Here is a 13901-nt window from a genome sequence, read left to right on the forward strand (position 1 = left end):
GTGATCTCGCGGTTTTTTCTTCACGCTGCCGAGTGGCCGGGCACCGTACGGTTCGACCCGACGTCGAGACGGTCCCCGGGCGCGATGCCCGCCGACGACCCGGTGGGCGAGGACTCGCCGACAGGAGGGCGATGAGCGTGCAGCACTGCGGAATCAGCGGAATCGGAGCGGTGACCGGCTACGGATGGGGCCGCCAAGCCCTCTGGGACGGCTTGGCGGGCAGCAAGCCGGCCGCCACCCGCACCGGCGGCCACGGCCCCGGCCGCGACGAGACGGCCTGGGTAGCCGGTGTTCCGGACGGCGGGGACGAGGCGGACGGGCCGAGCCGCTTCGCCAGGGCCATGCGCGGCGCCGCCCGGGAAGCGATCAGCGACGCCGAAAGCCGCGGCTGGGAGCCCGGACGGCGCGTCGGCCTGCTGCACGCGACGGTGCTCGGCGACACCGACCTGTGGAACGACTTCTACACGGCCAAGGAATCGGACGCGCGGGTGCGCGACTACCTCGGCCTCATGCCCTCGACCCCGATGTCGACGTTCATGCAGGAGTTCGGCTTCCACGGTCCGGCGATGAACATCTCCGCGATGTGCGCGGCGGGCAACTCGGGCCTGCTGACCGCGAAGGCCTGGCTGGATGCGGGAGTGGTGGACGACGTCGTGTTCATCAACACCGACCTGATGGCCACCCCCGAGCACGTGCTGCACTTCAACCGCCTCGGGGTCGCGATCACCGACGCCGAACCGCTCGACGCCTGCCGGCCCTTCCAGGAAGGCAGCCGGGGATTCGTGATCGGCGAGGCCTCGGTCGGCATGGTGCTGTCGAAGCGCTCACCGCGCCCCTACGCCGACCTGCTCGGTGGCGCGATGTCGCACGACGCCCACCACGTCACCTCCGTCGACCCGGGGCACACCGAGGTGAGCCGCTGCTTCTCCGAGGCGCTGGAGAACTCCGGCGTCCGCGGGGCCGACGTCGCCTACCTCAACGCCCACGGACCCGGCACCGCGCAGTGCGACCGCGCCGAGGCAGCCGTCTTCGACGAGCTGTTCTCCCCCGAAGCCGGGATCTACTCGGTGAAGCCGCTCGCGGGTCATTGCATGGGCGCTGCCTCCGCGGTCGAGATCAGCGCGACCGCCCTCGGCTACGAGCACGGGCTCATCCCGGCGCCACCTGCGGTCGCGTCCGGCCACCCGCGGCTGCTGGACGGGCCCACACCCGCGGAGCCGGGACTCACCGTCAAGGCGTCGCTGGGCCTGGGCGGGCACAACTCCGCGGTCGTCCTCGCACCACCGGCCTGATCCGGTCAGCGCTCGCGGCCAGTTACGGAACGGCGGAATCCGGCGCGGCTCTTCCCGGTGCGTGCGCGAGATCGACCCACCGGTTCGCTGACGGCTCGACGTCGGCGAACCGGGACGCGCAACGCACGACCACGCGGAACGGGACTGACGGCTCCGAGGAGCGCGGGTCGCCGTTGGACATCAGGCGACCGGCGCCGCGGCTGCCCTGCTCGGCTCGGAACGGCTGCACCGGTTCGGTGAACGCCAGATGTGCCCGGTCTCCGGAAGTCCAGCGCGACGCGGTTCAGCTGCCGGTCGCCGACGCGCTCGGGGACGGCTGGGCGGTCTCGGGCTCGCGGGGCCTGCCGGTGGCCAGGGTCAGCAGCGCGGCCACGATCAGGAACGCCGAACCGAGCAGCGGCAGCGCAGCCTGCCCCAGCAGGTTCAGCCCGGCCGCACCGAGCACGCCGGACAGCGACACCCCGAGGTAGACCGCCGCCGCGTTGAGCGAGACGACCAGCGCGGACGCCTCCGGCCGCAGCGCCACCACCCGGTGCTGCTGAGGGCTGAGCACCGACCAGGACAACAGGCCGGAGACCACGATCACCGGAATGGCGGCCCACAGCGATTCCCGTGCCACGACGGCGATCCCGAACACCACGGCCAGCAGGACCGCGACCGCGACGACGACCCGGCGCGGCCCCTGCCGATCGGCGACGTGCCCCGCGGTGAGGTTCCCGACGGTTCCCGCGACGCCGAACACCAGCAGCAGCACGGTCAGCAGGTTCTGCCTGCCTTCGATCACCGGCGCGTACACCACGCTGATGTAGGTGTACGGGATGAAGATGCCGACGAACGCGATCACCGTGATGGCCAGCGCACCGAGCACCCGGCGATCTCCCAGCGGCGCGAACCGCTGCCGCAGGCCCGCCGCGGCGGGCAGCTGCACCGAAGGCAGCCGCCACGCGATGATCGGCGAGATCAGCACCGCGAGCGCGGTGAGGAACCACATGGTGGCCCGCCACCCCCACAGCGCCCCGATCGCCGTTCCCAGCGGGGCACCGAGCACCAGCGACGACGACAAGCCGACGTTGACGATCGAGAAGGCCTGCCCACGCTTGGCCGCACCGGCCAGCGCCGCAGCGGTAGCCGCGGCGTTCGGGGTGTACATCGCCGCGCCGGCCGCCGCGAGCAACCGGGCCGCGAGCACCGCACCGTAGCCGGGCGCGAGCGCGGTGGCGACGTTGCCGAGCGCGAACAGCACCAGCGCGGTCAGCAGCACGGTGCGCCGCGACCAGTGCGAGGTCAACGCGGCCAGCACCGGCGACAGCACCGCGTAGCCGATCGCGAAGACCGTGACCAGCTGTCCCGCGGCGGCGACCCCGATGTCCAGCGAGTGCGCGAGTTCCGGCAGCACGCCCGCGATCACGTAAGCGTCGGTGCCGACCGCGAACGTGCCGAACGCCAGGACCAGCGCGTGGGCGCGCCAGCGCGTGCCTGCTTCCGCAACGCTCTGGGTCACCCTTCCCCCTCTTCCGAAGAATGTCGACTATTACGAAGCTAATCGTAATACTGCTTCGACGGGTATCGTAAGAGGCAATGGACATCGCAAGGGCGGAATCCGAGGAAGTCTGGCTGCCGCAGCCGGACCTCGCGCAGTTGGACGTCGGGGTCGTGCTGCAGGCGCTGGCCGAGCCGGCGCGCCTGCAGATCGTGCGCAGCCTGCGAACCGCGGGGGAATCCACCTGCTCGGCGCTGGACGTGCCGATCAAGGTCTCCACCGTCTCGCACCACATGCACATCCTGCGCGAGAGCGGCATCGTCTCGACCCGGCTGGCGGGCACCGCGCGCCCCAGCCGGCTGCGCGAGCGGGAACTCGACGAACGCTTCCCCGGACTGCTCAGCGCCGTGCTCGACGCCGCGCCCCCGAAGCGGTGAGCCCGCCGCGGAGCGGCGCAGCGCACTGTCCACATGGGAGCGCGGGTGCAGCGGCGAACGCCGCCGGACCCGCGCGCCACTGACTACTTCCGGCTGAGCGGGCGCTCGGCGGTTCTCGCCGCGGAACGGGTCCACAGGTACTGCCGTCAAACTCGCCAACGACTCCCCTACGGCCTGGCGGCCCGGGGCCGGACCCGCTACCTCGCCCGCGCGCACCGGCTGTCGTCCACTTTGGACATCGGGACGGTGAACACCTTCCGCGCGATGTCCCCGAAGCCGCCGCGTGCCGGGTTCAAGCACAGCGTCCCCGCACCGAAGCGGTCCGCGAGTGCACCCGGCTCAAGACGGGTGGATCAACACCGACGAATCGGCCGCTCGCGATCCGTTCGTGCTCGGTTGCTGAACCCCGCCGGCCCGCGGCAAGGGCCACGGCGTGGCGGACGTTCCGGCTCGCACGGCCGGAATTTCCGCGAACGTTCCTGCTGCGGGTCGGCGAACGAGTTCACGCGGTGTCCGGCTGGACGCGGACGTCCTCGGGCAGTTGCCGGGTTTCGATCACCACTCCGTTGCGCGGGTGGCCACCGGCTTCGCGCGCCGCGGCTCGGCAGCAGCGCACCCACATGTTGAGCTGCACTTCCTTGGCCAAGCGCACGCTGCTGTAGAGCCACCGCACCAGCCGCGTGCTCGGGCGCGCCCACGCTTGGACCTCGAAGGTGAGCACGTCGCCGTCGCGCGCGGCGTGGAACTCGACCTGGCCCGCCTCCAGATGTCCCCGCAGCGTCGCCAGCCGCAGGCACGTGTCCGCGGCATGAACCACGCGGACCGGGCCGTCCCACGGCCCCGGCATCTCCACGACCAGTTCGTCACCGGCCTTGAGCGGGCCGCTGACCTGCTCGCCGATGCGCACACCGACCACCTCGGACGGCACGAACCGCTGGAACTCGCCCGCCACCCGCCGCATCAGCGCACCGGGTCCGAGCACGGCGTCGAGGATTTCCACGCGGAACCGGCGGTGGTAGAACGACCCCACTCCCTCGTCGGCGGTCTGCAGGCGGTCGTCGTGCAACTCCGCAGGCAGCGGCGGGGGCGTGTCGTCCGGCACCCGGCCCAGGCACTCGCTGCGGTGCAGCGGCGTGATCTGCCACAGGTAGCGCCACGACACCAGCGCGGTGCCGAGCAACCACCGCGCCACCAAGGTTCCCGAACGCATCAACGCTGGACCCACTTCCCTGTGCACCGGAACCCTGGGCACCGGAACCCTGCGCTTCGGCCCCTGCAGTTCGGGCCCCTGCGCTTAGGCCCCTGTGCTTCGGGCCCCTGTGCTTCGAGCCCCTGTGCTTCGAGCGGAGTGCCACTACGCTTTTCGACGTACCCGCAGCGACGGCGAGAAACACCGCGGAGGCGCCATGATGGTGAAGCTGCTGCACCGCTCGGGGCTTCGCAGCGATCATTTCCACCTGCTGTCGATGGGTTCGATAGCGCTGTGCATCGGGCTGTGGATCCGGGCCAAGACGGTGGATCAGAGCGCGCGCGGCAACGCGGAGCGCCGCGCGCTGTTCGTGGGCCTGTGGCCGCCGATGTTCTGGCTGATCGGCGATTCCGTGGGGCAGCACGAATAAGCACTGCCCGACAAGGGTCCTGCTATCCGGACACTCGCCATCCACTGTGGATCGACACCGGGCGGGTGCGCGCCCACGCTGCGCACCCGGCCGTCATTTGCCACGGGCGAAGTTGATGTCGCAGCTGCGCCCGCTCAGGTGCACAGTGAGCGGATCCCACCACGAGGAGGAACCCATGCAAATGCCCGCCGTCACCGAATGCACCGCCGAGAAGTGCGCCTACAACAACAACCACACCTGCCACGCGCTGGCCATCACCGTGGGACAGCAGTCCGACGCCCGGTGCGACACCTTCACCACCGCGGCCGAGCGCGGCGGCGATCCGTCCGCCACCGGCCGTGTCGGCGCGTGCACGATGTCCAACTGCGAGCACAACGTCGACCTGGAATGCCAAGCACCCGGCATCACGGTCGGTCTGCAGCGGGACATCGTCGACTGCCTGACGTACCAGCCGGCGTGACTGCCGCGGTCCCGGCCGCGCCGAGATCGCACTCGCACGACAAGAACAACGCACCGCGCCCCGGGATCGACCACGCCGAAAGGCGAAACGCTCGTTGAGGGCGCGAGCAGCATCGCGGGAAGGCCGCCGGTCAGCCGTATCCGGGTCGACGGCCACCCGCGATGTTTCATGCGCGCACCGGTGCAATTCCCGGTTTTCCGCCGAATTCGCGACGCCCTCCCACGAACGGCGGTGAACTCTGCGGTGCCGCCACTCCCACTACTGCTCCAAAAGCCGTGATGCAGCCAACTCGCGTGCGAATCGAGCCCGATACCGGCGCCTGCGCCCGCAAAACTTGGCTATTGTGCCCGCGATCGGCGGCGCCGCCGGACGCTCGCGGGCAGGGCTGCGGCGCGGCCGACCGGCTCTGAACGCGGAGAACGATCGGCACGGGGAGGTGCACGGCCGTGGCGGATGCGGACTTGGCCGGGTTGCTCCGCGAGGTGCGGCGGCAGGCGAGATTCGAGGACACCGTGGGCAAGGTTCTCGACTGGCTGCGCCGGCAGACGAGTGCCCAGGTCGCACTGGTCCAGGACGCGACCACGGTCCGGTCGTCCACCACCGGCTTCCCGCACGAGGTGTTGTCCCCGCTCGCTCCGCTGCTCGCGCGCATGGCCGGTGGACAGCTGGCCTCGGCCGCGACCGAGGCCGAACGGCTGCACGTGCATTGCGAAGCGCTCGGGTCGTCCGAGCCGCGCCCGGTTCTCGTGGTGGCCGGGGTTTCCAAGCCCACGCCGGAGACGATCTCGCTGACCTCGCACGTCGGCAGCGTCCTCACCTTGCTGCGCCGCGCCGAAGACGGCGACCTGGCCCACCGGGGCTACCAGGACAAGGCACGTCAGGTGCGGTTGGGCGTGCTGCACGCGCTGCTGGCGGGAGAGCCGGTGCTGGCCCGCCGGATGAACAGCGGTGCCGTCCCACCGCTGCTCGAAGCAGGCGGCCTGCGCATCTACTTGTTGCGTTGCCCGCAAGCCGACCGGGACCGGATCCCGGCGCTCCACCAGGATCCCGCCGGTTTCCACGGCAGCGATCTGATGGTGCAGTGCCCGGTCATCGATGAGCACTTGATCTGCCTGGTCGCCGAGAACGAAGCGCAGCGCGATCCCCGCGGCGAGGAAACGGCAGAGCTGTTGCGCAGCCTGGTTCGCGACAATCGCGGTTATGCGCTGGGCATCAGCGCCGTTCAGCCGCTCAGCGCGACGGCCGCGGCCTACGGCCAGGCCGTCCACGCGTTGGCCGCCGCGCGCGCCACCACCGAGCGCGTGGCCTCCCACCACGGGCGATCTCGGCTGGAAGGCGTCCTTCCGCAGCGGGCCGCGCTCAACTGGGCCCGCACGCTGCTGCAGCCGCTGGACTCGGTTCCGAAGACCAGCGCGGACATCACCCGGCTGCTGATGACCCTGCCCCGATCCGGTGTAGCGCGGTTGCTCGGGCTCAGCCGCAACACCGTCGCCGCGCACCTGGGGCGCTGGGACTGGATCTCGACGACGTCCGCGCCCGAGCCACCGTCAACCTGGCGCTGGCCCTGAGCGGTTCCAGCGTCGACGTCGACGTGGACGACCGACCGCAGGCACTCGACGAGCTGATGCGCGTCGAAGCTGCCTTCGCCTGGGCCGAATCGCTGCTCCGGCCGCTGCAAGCCCGGCACCGCCGCACGCTGCAAGGCTGGATCGACGCCAACGCCGACGCCCAGCAGGCCGCGCGCCGGTTGAACATCAGCCGCAACACGGTTCGCGCGCACCTGCTCGCCGCCGAAACCGCGTTGGGCCTGGACCTGCTGACCATCGGAACGGGCATCCACGACGTCGCCCACGCGTTGGACATCACCGCCGCCCGAGCCCGCTGAGCACCTTGCACGATCGGGCCGCGAAATCGATCGGCGTGCACATTGGCCGGGCCGAGCGGCACCACTAACGTTTTGCCCCGCAAGCCGAGTTCGAGCGGGCGGCGAATCGACGATTCCCGCTTGCGCTCGACACTGCGGGGAGCTCATTTCGACTGGGGCGAAAACACAATGATCAAGCGGATTTCGCTGGTCAGCGGAGCCGCGGCGATGATCGTTCTCGGCGCGGCGCTCGTCGGTTCCGCGGGTCCGACGTTCGAGCTCACGACCGAGGACACGGCCGAGCAGGCTGACCGGCACGACTACTACTACAAGAAGGAACAGGGCGCGGATTTCGCGCAGTTCTCCGACCGCGAGCACGACCACTTCCGGGTCTGCGATCGGGAGGACGACGGCCATGCCGTTTACGTGCACTTCAGCGGTGCCGCGGAGAACGGCTACCACTACTACGACCGGACCGGCCCGGGAGACGGGTGCACCTACTACACGACCCGCAGCGGCGAGGCCGGCCACGACATCGGCACGATGTACGTCTGCGAGCAGCGCTGGGGGCTGGACTTCTGCAGCAACGGGCAGAGCCTGAGCGCGGTCGAAGACTGACGTTCCCGCTCGGGTCGCGCGCCCGTCGCGACGGCGACGCTCGCGGTCACGACTCAGCCCGCAACAATCCCGTCCTGGAGTGGCAGCCCACGTATTCGAACCTCGTCCAGGACGGCTCCGCGACCGTGACCTCGTGGTACAGCCGCAATCTCGCCGCCTGCCCCATCGCGGCCAGGTACTTCAGCGCCGCCCGGAAGATGGCCAGGTGCGTCGGGTGGGATTCGGCCCAGGTTTCGAGGTGTCCGAGGCTGCGCCACCAGCTCAGGCCGAAGCTCTTGTCCGTCTCGCTGCCGTCCTCGGCTAGCACCCGCGCGTACCGGTTCGCGTAGCAGCCGATCGCCAGGCCCTCGTCGCGGAGGAAGTCCATGCCCGCCCGGAGCGCGGGTTCGACCTCCTCGAGGTACATCCGGCGTTCGTCGCCGTCGGTCTCGGTCCACTCCTGGCCCGAGCGGATCAGGCACACGTTGCTGTTCGGCACCACCGTGACGCGGTCGCCGTCGCGCCGGGCCGAGACCGTCCCGGAAGGCGCGAGCGGATCCGCCTGCGCCAGCGGCATCCGGTCGCGCGCACCGCCCCAGTACCCGTGCTCCCGGATCTCGCCGCTGAGCCCGGCACCGGCGACGGCGATGCCTTCCGGGCGATCATTGGAGAACAGCGTCTCGAACCGCCGCACGCTCGGTTGCACGACTTCCAGGAAGAACCCGGCCTGCTCGCTCGCCGGTCCCGCGGTCCAGAAGTCGTTGTCCGCCAGCCATGCGGAGTACTCCGCCGGGTCGGTCCAATACCGGATCTCCACCGTGGTGCGGTAGCCGGCCGCATCGACGTACCGGGCCCGCTCGCGATGCGCCGAAGCCGCCGTGCCTGCCAGCCGCGCCAGCGCGGACTCGGCCACCGCAGGCGGTTTCGCTCCGGAGTGCTGCACCCCGAAGTACGCCATGACGACCTGCTGCACCGACGGGTCGAACCGTGCCGAGAACGAAGGATACGGCGGTCGGAACGCGCCCGACTTGCGCTCCGGCCGCGTCCGTTCGTCCGCCAAGTGCGGGGGGATCGCGGATTCCATGGCGGCACGCTCCGTTCACCGGCGACGAATTCGGCGCGACTGCGGCTGCTCCGCCACTATGAACGATCTCCGGACCGGGGCCAAGATCACGTTGCGAGCGGAACCCGTTCGGCCGTGTCGCCGGGCCCGCCCATGGGTTACCGGCGCACGGCGCGAACCGTCCACACAGGACCGTCACGGAGCTCGGTCACCGCCGCGAGCACCGCCCGGGTGAGCGGAGTGCGATCCGGTGTCGTGCCGTTCTTGGGTGAGGGGGATGCCGGAGCGGTCTTTCAGGACGCAAGCCACGACGAGACCGACCACTGTGACAGCGGCGAGGTAGGCACCGACGGAATGCACCGTACCGGTGCTGGACTGCAGCGCTTGCGCGATCATGGGCGCGAATGCACCGCCGAGCACCGCACCGGTCGCGTAAGTGAGCGCGATACCGCTGTAGCGGACGGAGGCGGGGAACATTTCGGAGTTGAGCGCCGCCTGCGGGCCATAGGTGAGCCCGAGGCCGACGCTGTAGAGCACGAGCGCGAGGAACAGCAGCGCGATGTTCCCGGAATCGAGCAGGGCGAAGAACGGGAACATCCACACCAATTGGATGCCGAACCCGATCCGGTACACCGCCAGCCTGCCGAGTCGATCCGAAAGCCATCCCGCGAGCAAGGTGGTCACCAGCCACACGACAGCGCCGGCCATGACCGCCAGGAGCACGGCCGACTGCGGCAGGCGCAGCGTGTTGACCGCGTAGCTCTGCACGTATCCCCCGGTCGTCATGTACCCGGCGGCGTTGTTCGCGGCGAACAGCAGTGCTCCCGCGACGAGCATCGGGAAGTTGCGCCGGACGACCGCCACCAGCGGACTGCGCGACCGGCCGCCGGAGTCCTGGAGCTGCCGGAACACGGGACTTTCGGCGACTTTCACCCTGATCAACCAGCCGACCGCGATCAGCACGACGCTGAGCAGGAACGGGATCCGCCATCCCCAGGCGAGGAATTGCTGTTGCGAGGTCGCGGCGCTGACCGCGGCGAGCACGCCGTTGGACAGCAGCAGCCCCGCGGGCGCACCGAGCTGCGGGTAAGCGCCGAACAGCCCGCGCCGATTCCGCGGCGCGTGCTCGACGGCCAGCAATGCCGCTCCGCCCCATTCGCCTCCCGCGGAAACGCCCTGCAGAATGCGCAGCAGCACCAGCAGAATCGGAGCGGCGACACCGATGGAACTGCTGGGCGGGATTACGCCGATCAGCGTGGTGGAGCCGCCCATCAGCAGCAGCGTGAAGATGAGCGTCCCGCGCCTGCCGATCCGGTCACCGAGATGCCCGGCCGCGGCGGCTCCCAACGGCCGGAACACGAAACTGATCCCGATGGTCGCGAAAGACACGAGCAGCGCGTCCCCGCCGAGTTCCGCGAAGTACTGGGTGTTGAAGACGAGACCGGCGCAAAGGGCGTAGATGAAGAAGTCGTACCATTCGATGGTGGTCCCGGCTGCGGCGGCGATGGCGATTCTGCGGTGCTCCGCGCGACCGGTGGCGGTGGTCTCGGGCATGGTGGATCCGATCGTCAGGTCGTCGTTGAACCGGCGAAGCGGCGGTGTCAGCAGGCGTAGCCGGGGTCGATCCGGTCGATCTTGCGCCGCAGTGCGTCGAACAGGCGCTGCCCCGATTCGGTGCGGTCGCCCAGCTGGAAGGACTCCCGCGTCGACCTGATCGCGGCCTCCTCGGTGACCGGGGTCAGCGCACGGCCGCCCGATTGCGCGGCGAGCTGGATCTCGCATCCGCGCTGCAGGGTCCACAACGCCGCGAAGGCGGCCGGGACGGTCGGCCCGAGCGCGAGCAGCCCGTGGTTCCGCAAGATCATCAGGCTCCGCTCGCCGAGATCGGCGACCAGCCGCGGCTTCTCCTCCGGGTCGACCGTGATGCCCTCGAAGTCGTGGTGAGCCACCATGTCGCGCAGCTGCGCGGAATAGAAGTTGTCCGGGTCGAGGCCGTCGCGCTGACATGCCACGCCGGTGCCCGCGGTGGTGTGGGTGTGCATGATGCAGTGCGCGTCCGGGCGGTTGGCGTGGATGACGGAGTGGATCAGCAGCCCGGCCTCGTTGATCGGCCAGTCCGATTCGGACAGGACGTTGCCGTCCAGGTCGATCTTGACGAGGCTCGAAGCGGTCACCTCGTGGTACATCAGCCCGAACGGGTTGATCAGCAGGTGTCCCGGCTCGCCGGGAACTCGCGCGGTGATGTGGTTGAAGATCATCTCCACCCAGCCCAGGTGGTCGAAGATCCGGTAGCAGGCGGCGAGCTCTACTCGGGCCTGCCACTCCGCCTCGCTCATCGGTTTGGTCGCCATCGTTCCGGGATGCACAGCGGTCATCGCCGCCTCCTTCGAGACCGGGAGTCGTCCGCGGATCCGCCCGCGATTTCCGAGAAACCAACATGCCCGGCGGTGCGCGCAGGAACAACGTAGATCCGGACATCATCGATGTTCGGATAACGTCGGGATCGACATTGCCAGGTCGAACGCCCGAGGACGTGCGCGACGATGAGCCCGGTACTGCCGCTTTCCGACCTGGTCAGCGCACTGCGTCACGACGTGGTCCAAGTTTCGGTCAGCGGCGACGACACCGTGGCGGTGCGCGGGGTCGAACTGCTCGACCGGCACGCGGGAGAAGCGGGCGGACCGGGGCACCTGCTGCTCGGCGTCGGCTTGAACACCGGCGATGCCGCGGAGAGCGATTCCGCCGTTCGCATCGCGAGCGATTCCCGGGGCGTCCTCGTGATCAAGGCCCGGGAGCGAGCACCTGCCGACTTCCTCGGCCGGGCACGGCGCGCTGGCGTCACGGTCGTGTCGATCGACGACCGCGTGCCGTGGAGCAGTGTCCAACGGCTGATGTCCACCCTGCTCGCAACGCACCCGGGCGGCGATGCCGCGCCCGCGGCAGGCGGTGATCTGTTCGTGCTGGCGAATTCGGCGGCCGCCGCGACCGGTGGCGCGATCGCGATCATGGACACCGGTCAGACGATCGTCGCCTACTCCAACCTGCCGGACCGCAGGCAGGTGCCGCAGGAAGCGCTGCCCGACCACCTCTCCGGCGAAGTGTGGCTCTCGGGCACCTTCGCGATTCCGGAGCGGCACCGCGGCACTACACGACCGACGAGCTGCGCGTGGAACTCGTCCACAAGCGACTCGTCGATTCCGTCCGCGCCGAGCCGCTGTTGCGCAGCGGGGACGGCGAGCGCATCACCGGCCACGACCGCGATCATTCCACCGCGTTCGCCGCCACCCTGCGCTGCTACCTGCGGCGCTTCGGCGATGTCGGCGCCGCCAGCGCGGACCTGCACATCCACCAGAACACGCTGCGCCAGCGGCTCCGCCGCGCGCAGGAACTCTTCGCGCTCGACCTGGGCGACCCGGCGCAGCGGCTCGTGCTCGAACTCGAGTTGCACGCGGCAGCGGCCGATCGCTGATCCGCTCAGTCCGGCCAGCAAAGCCGACGGCTCCCGGCGGGAGGCTCAGGCGAGCTGCTGGAGCAAATGGCCCATCCGGTCGCGTTTGGCGGCGAGGTAGCGGGTGTTGTGCTCGTTCGGCGCCACCTCGACCGGGATCCGTTCGCGCACGTCGATGCCGCATTCCAGGAGTGCGCGGCACTTGTCCGGGTTGTTGGTCAGCAGCCGCACCGATCCGACGCCGAGTTCGGCGAGCAGGCGGGCCGCCGGGACGTAGTCGCGGCTGTCGACCGGCAGCCCGAGCGCCCGGTTCGCCTCCAGCGTGTCCATGCCTTGGTACTGCTGGAGTTCGTAGGCGCGCAGCTTGTGCCCGAGGCCGATCCCCCGGCCTTCGTGCCCCCGCAAGTACACGACGATGCCGCGCCCGGCGGCTGCGATCGACTCCATCGCCATGCGCAGCTGCGCGCCGCAGTCGCACCGCAGCGAGCCGAGCAGGTCGCCGGTGAGGCATTCGCTGTGCAGCCGCACGAGCACGTCCTCGCCGCCGACCTCGCCCATCGCCAGCGCGAGGTGCTCCACCCCGCCGGTCTCCCGGAAGGTGATCGCGCGGAATTCCCCGATATCGGTGGGAATCGAAGCCTGACCGGTGCGGCGGACACCTCGCCCGTCGCGCATCCAATCGACCAGCGCGGCGATCGAGATCATCGGGATGTCGTGCTCGGCGGCGAGCCCGTCCAGCTCCGGACGGCGCATCATCCGCTCGCGGTCGGGCGTGACGATCTCGCACAGCAGCGCCGCGCCGCTGAGCCCCGCCGCGCGGCACAGGTCGACTCCGGCCTCGGTGTGCCCGACCCGCTCCAGCACCCCGCCGGGCTTGGCGCGCAATGGCAGGACATGACCGGGCCGAGCCAGCTCGGCAGGCGCGAGCCGGGGGTCGGCGAGCGCGCGGATGGTCGCCGAGCGGTCGCCCGCGCTGATGCCCGTGCTCGTGCCGTGCCGGTAGTCGACGCTGACGAGGAACGCGGTGCCGTGGCTTTCGTCGCCCGCCGGGACCATGAGGTCCAGTTCGAGCTCGGCGGCCCGCCGCTCGTCGAGTGCCACGCACAGGAATCCCGAGGTGTGCTCCAGGAAGAAGGCGACCTCGGCGGTGCTCGCGTGCTCGGCGGCCATGATCAGGTCGCCTTCGTTCTCCCGGTCCTCGTCGTCGACGACCAGGACCTTTCCGCCTGCCGCGAGGGCGGCGAGGGCTTCGGCAATGCTCGAGCTGGGCATCGATCTTCTCCTGCACGCGCTTATCTCTCGGTGCGCGCACGCCGTCGGGCACGAGTGCGCGCTGAACCGTCGGACGACATACCGAGCAAGACGTTCACTTAATGAACGTTACGTTCACGGATAGTGGCACTGGTGCTGGACATCGTCAAGGATTTCCCCATCGTCCCTACGAAAATCCACCCGCCGAGCCCCTTGACGACGTCGACGGGCGTGCCCACAATATCGGCCATAGTGTTCGTATATTGAACGAACTGTTCGTTGTCGAGTCATCCTGATCGTGCGCCGCCATCGCTCGTGCACCCGCTTCGTGCGGATCACCGGACCGGCCGGACGAGTTCGGCGCCAGCAGCAAGTCCCAGCCGGTCCGCA

General features: G+C 70.0%; 15 protein-coding genes. 8 read left to right on the top strand and 7 right to left on the bottom strand.

What is annotated here, in order from left to right; translation table 11 throughout:
• Positions 1-131: 131 nt before the first annotated feature.
• Complete coding sequence (locus tag V1457_RS27390; protein ID WP_338597877.1) at positions 132-1292, top strand: beta-ketoacyl synthase N-terminal-like domain-containing protein; 1161 nt, start codon at positions 132-134, stop codon at positions 1290-1292.
• 283 nt (positions 1293-1575) lie between these two features.
• On the opposite strand, the gene V1457_RS27395 is transcribed toward V1457_RS27390, so the two are convergent.
• Complete coding sequence (locus V1457_RS27395; RefSeq protein ID WP_338597879.1) at positions 1576-2793, bottom strand: MFS transporter; 1218 nt, start codon at positions 2791-2793, stop codon at positions 1576-1578.
• Positions 2794-2870: 77 nt separating this feature from the next.
• Between V1457_RS27395 and V1457_RS27400 the strand changes: the two genes are divergently transcribed.
• Positions 2871-3209, top strand: coding sequence for a helix-turn-helix domain-containing protein (locus V1457_RS27400; RefSeq protein ID WP_338597881.1), 339 nt, complete (start codon positions 2871-2873; stop codon positions 3207-3209).
• A 502-nt stretch (positions 3210-3711) separates the two neighbouring features.
• Here V1457_RS27400 and V1457_RS27405 read toward each other — a convergent pair.
• Complete coding sequence (locus V1457_RS27405) at positions 3712-4401, bottom strand: DUF1990 family protein (RefSeq protein ID WP_338597883.1); 690 nt, start codon at positions 4399-4401, stop codon at positions 3712-3714.
• A gap of 214 nt (positions 4402-4615) precedes the next feature.
• Here V1457_RS27405 and V1457_RS27410 point away from each other — a divergent pair, with 214 nt between their 5' ends.
• The 5 genes from V1457_RS27410 (at position 4616) to V1457_RS27430 (ending at position 7770) form a co-directional block, all read left to right on the top strand.
• Positions 4616-4828 (top strand): hypothetical protein, encoded by a 213-nt coding sequence (locus V1457_RS27410; RefSeq protein ID WP_200071679.1) that lies wholly within the window; start codon positions 4616-4618, stop codon positions 4826-4828.
• A gap of 175 nt (positions 4829-5003) precedes the next feature.
• Positions 5004-5288 carry a DUF1540 domain-containing protein gene (locus V1457_RS27415; protein WP_200071680.1) on the top strand — a complete coding sequence of 95 codons (285 nt, stop codon included), beginning with the start codon at positions 5004-5006 and terminating at the stop codon, positions 5286-5288.
• 446 nt (positions 5289-5734) lie between these two features.
• Complete coding sequence (locus tag V1457_RS27420) at positions 5735-6856, top strand: hypothetical protein (protein WP_338597885.1); 1122 nt, start codon at positions 5735-5737, stop codon at positions 6854-6856.
• Between the two features lie 23 nt (positions 6857-6879).
• On the top strand, positions 6880-7173 hold the full coding sequence (locus tag V1457_RS27425) for a helix-turn-helix domain-containing protein (protein ID WP_338597886.1): 294 nt from the start codon (positions 6880-6882) through the stop codon (positions 7171-7173).
• A gap of 168 nt (positions 7174-7341) precedes the next feature.
• Positions 7342-7770 carry a hypothetical protein gene (locus tag V1457_RS27430; RefSeq protein WP_338597888.1) on the top strand — a complete coding sequence of 143 codons (429 nt, stop codon included), beginning with the start codon at positions 7342-7344 and terminating at the stop codon, positions 7768-7770.
• A 46-nt stretch (positions 7771-7816) separates the two neighbouring features.
• On the opposite strand, the gene V1457_RS27435 is transcribed toward V1457_RS27430, so the two are convergent.
• The 4 genes from V1457_RS27435 to V1457_RS27450 form a co-directional block, all read right to left on the bottom strand.
• Entirely contained in the window at positions 7817-8833 is a 1017-nt protein-coding gene (locus V1457_RS27435) for a phenylacetaldoxime dehydratase family protein (protein ID WP_295141687.1), read from the bottom strand.
• A 174-nt stretch (positions 8834-9007) separates the two neighbouring features.
• Complete coding sequence (locus tag V1457_RS27440) at positions 9008-10366, bottom strand: MFS transporter (RefSeq protein WP_338597891.1); 1359 nt, start codon at positions 10364-10366, stop codon at positions 9008-9010.
• Between the two features lie 47 nt (positions 10367-10413).
• On the bottom strand, positions 10414-11187 hold the full coding sequence (locus V1457_RS27445) for a class II aldolase/adducin family protein (protein WP_338597893.1): 774 nt from the start codon (positions 11185-11187) through the stop codon (positions 10414-10416).
• A 102-nt stretch (positions 11188-11289) separates the two neighbouring features.
• Positions 11290-11898 carry a hypothetical protein gene (locus tag V1457_RS27450; protein ID WP_233627890.1) on the bottom strand — a complete coding sequence of 203 codons (609 nt, stop codon included), beginning with the start codon at positions 11896-11898 and terminating at the stop codon, positions 11290-11292.
• 14 nt (positions 11899-11912) lie between these two features.
• Here V1457_RS27450 and V1457_RS27455 point away from each other — a divergent pair, with 14 nt between their 5' ends.
• On the top strand, positions 11913-12281 hold the full coding sequence (locus V1457_RS27455) for a helix-turn-helix domain-containing protein (RefSeq protein ID WP_295141695.1): 369 nt from the start codon (positions 11913-11915) through the stop codon (positions 12279-12281).
• Between the two features lie 45 nt (positions 12282-12326).
• Here V1457_RS27455 and ribA read toward each other — a convergent pair whose 3' ends face one another.
• Entirely contained in the window at positions 12327-13532 is a 1206-nt protein-coding gene (gene ribA, locus V1457_RS27460) for a GTP cyclohydrolase II (protein WP_338597896.1), read from the bottom strand.
• Between the last annotated feature and the right edge of the window lie 369 nt (positions 13533-13901).

This window comes from Saccharopolyspora sp. SCSIO 74807, from assembly GCF_037023755.1.
In the GTDB taxonomy this organism is placed as follows: Bacteria; Actinomycetota; Actinomycetes; order Mycobacteriales; family Pseudonocardiaceae; genus Saccharopolyspora_C; species Saccharopolyspora_C galaxeae.

Coding starts and splice junctions, on each gene's coding strand:
- V1457_RS27390 (WP_338597877.1), top strand. CDS start 132: ATGAGCGTGCAGCACTGCGGAATCAGCGGAATCGGAGCGGTGACCGGC.
- V1457_RS27400 (WP_338597881.1), top strand. CDS start 2,871: ATGGACATCGCAAGGGCGGAATCCGAGGAAGTCTGGCTGCCGCAGCCG.
- V1457_RS27410 (WP_200071679.1), top strand. CDS start 4,616: ATGATGGTGAAGCTGCTGCACCGCTCGGGGCTTCGCAGCGATCATTTC.
- V1457_RS27415 (WP_200071680.1), top strand. CDS start 5,004: ATGCAAATGCCCGCCGTCACCGAATGCACCGCCGAGAAGTGCGCCTAC.
- V1457_RS27430 (WP_338597888.1), top strand. CDS start 7,342: ATGATCAAGCGGATTTCGCTGGTCAGCGGAGCCGCGGCGATGATCGTT.
- V1457_RS27435 (WP_295141687.1), bottom strand. CDS start 8,833: ATGGAATCCGCGATCCCCCCGCACTTGGCGGACGAACGGACGCGGCCG.
- V1457_RS27440 (WP_338597891.1), bottom strand. CDS start 10,366: ATGCCCGAGACCACCGCCACCGGTCGCGCGGAGCACCGCAGAATCGCC.
- V1457_RS27445 (WP_338597893.1), bottom strand. CDS start 11,187: ATGACCGCTGTGCATCCCGGAACGATGGCGACCAAACCGATGAGCGAG.
- ribA (WP_338597896.1), bottom strand. CDS start 13,532: ATGCCCAGCTCGAGCATTGCCGAAGCCCTCGCCGCCCTCGCGGCAGGC.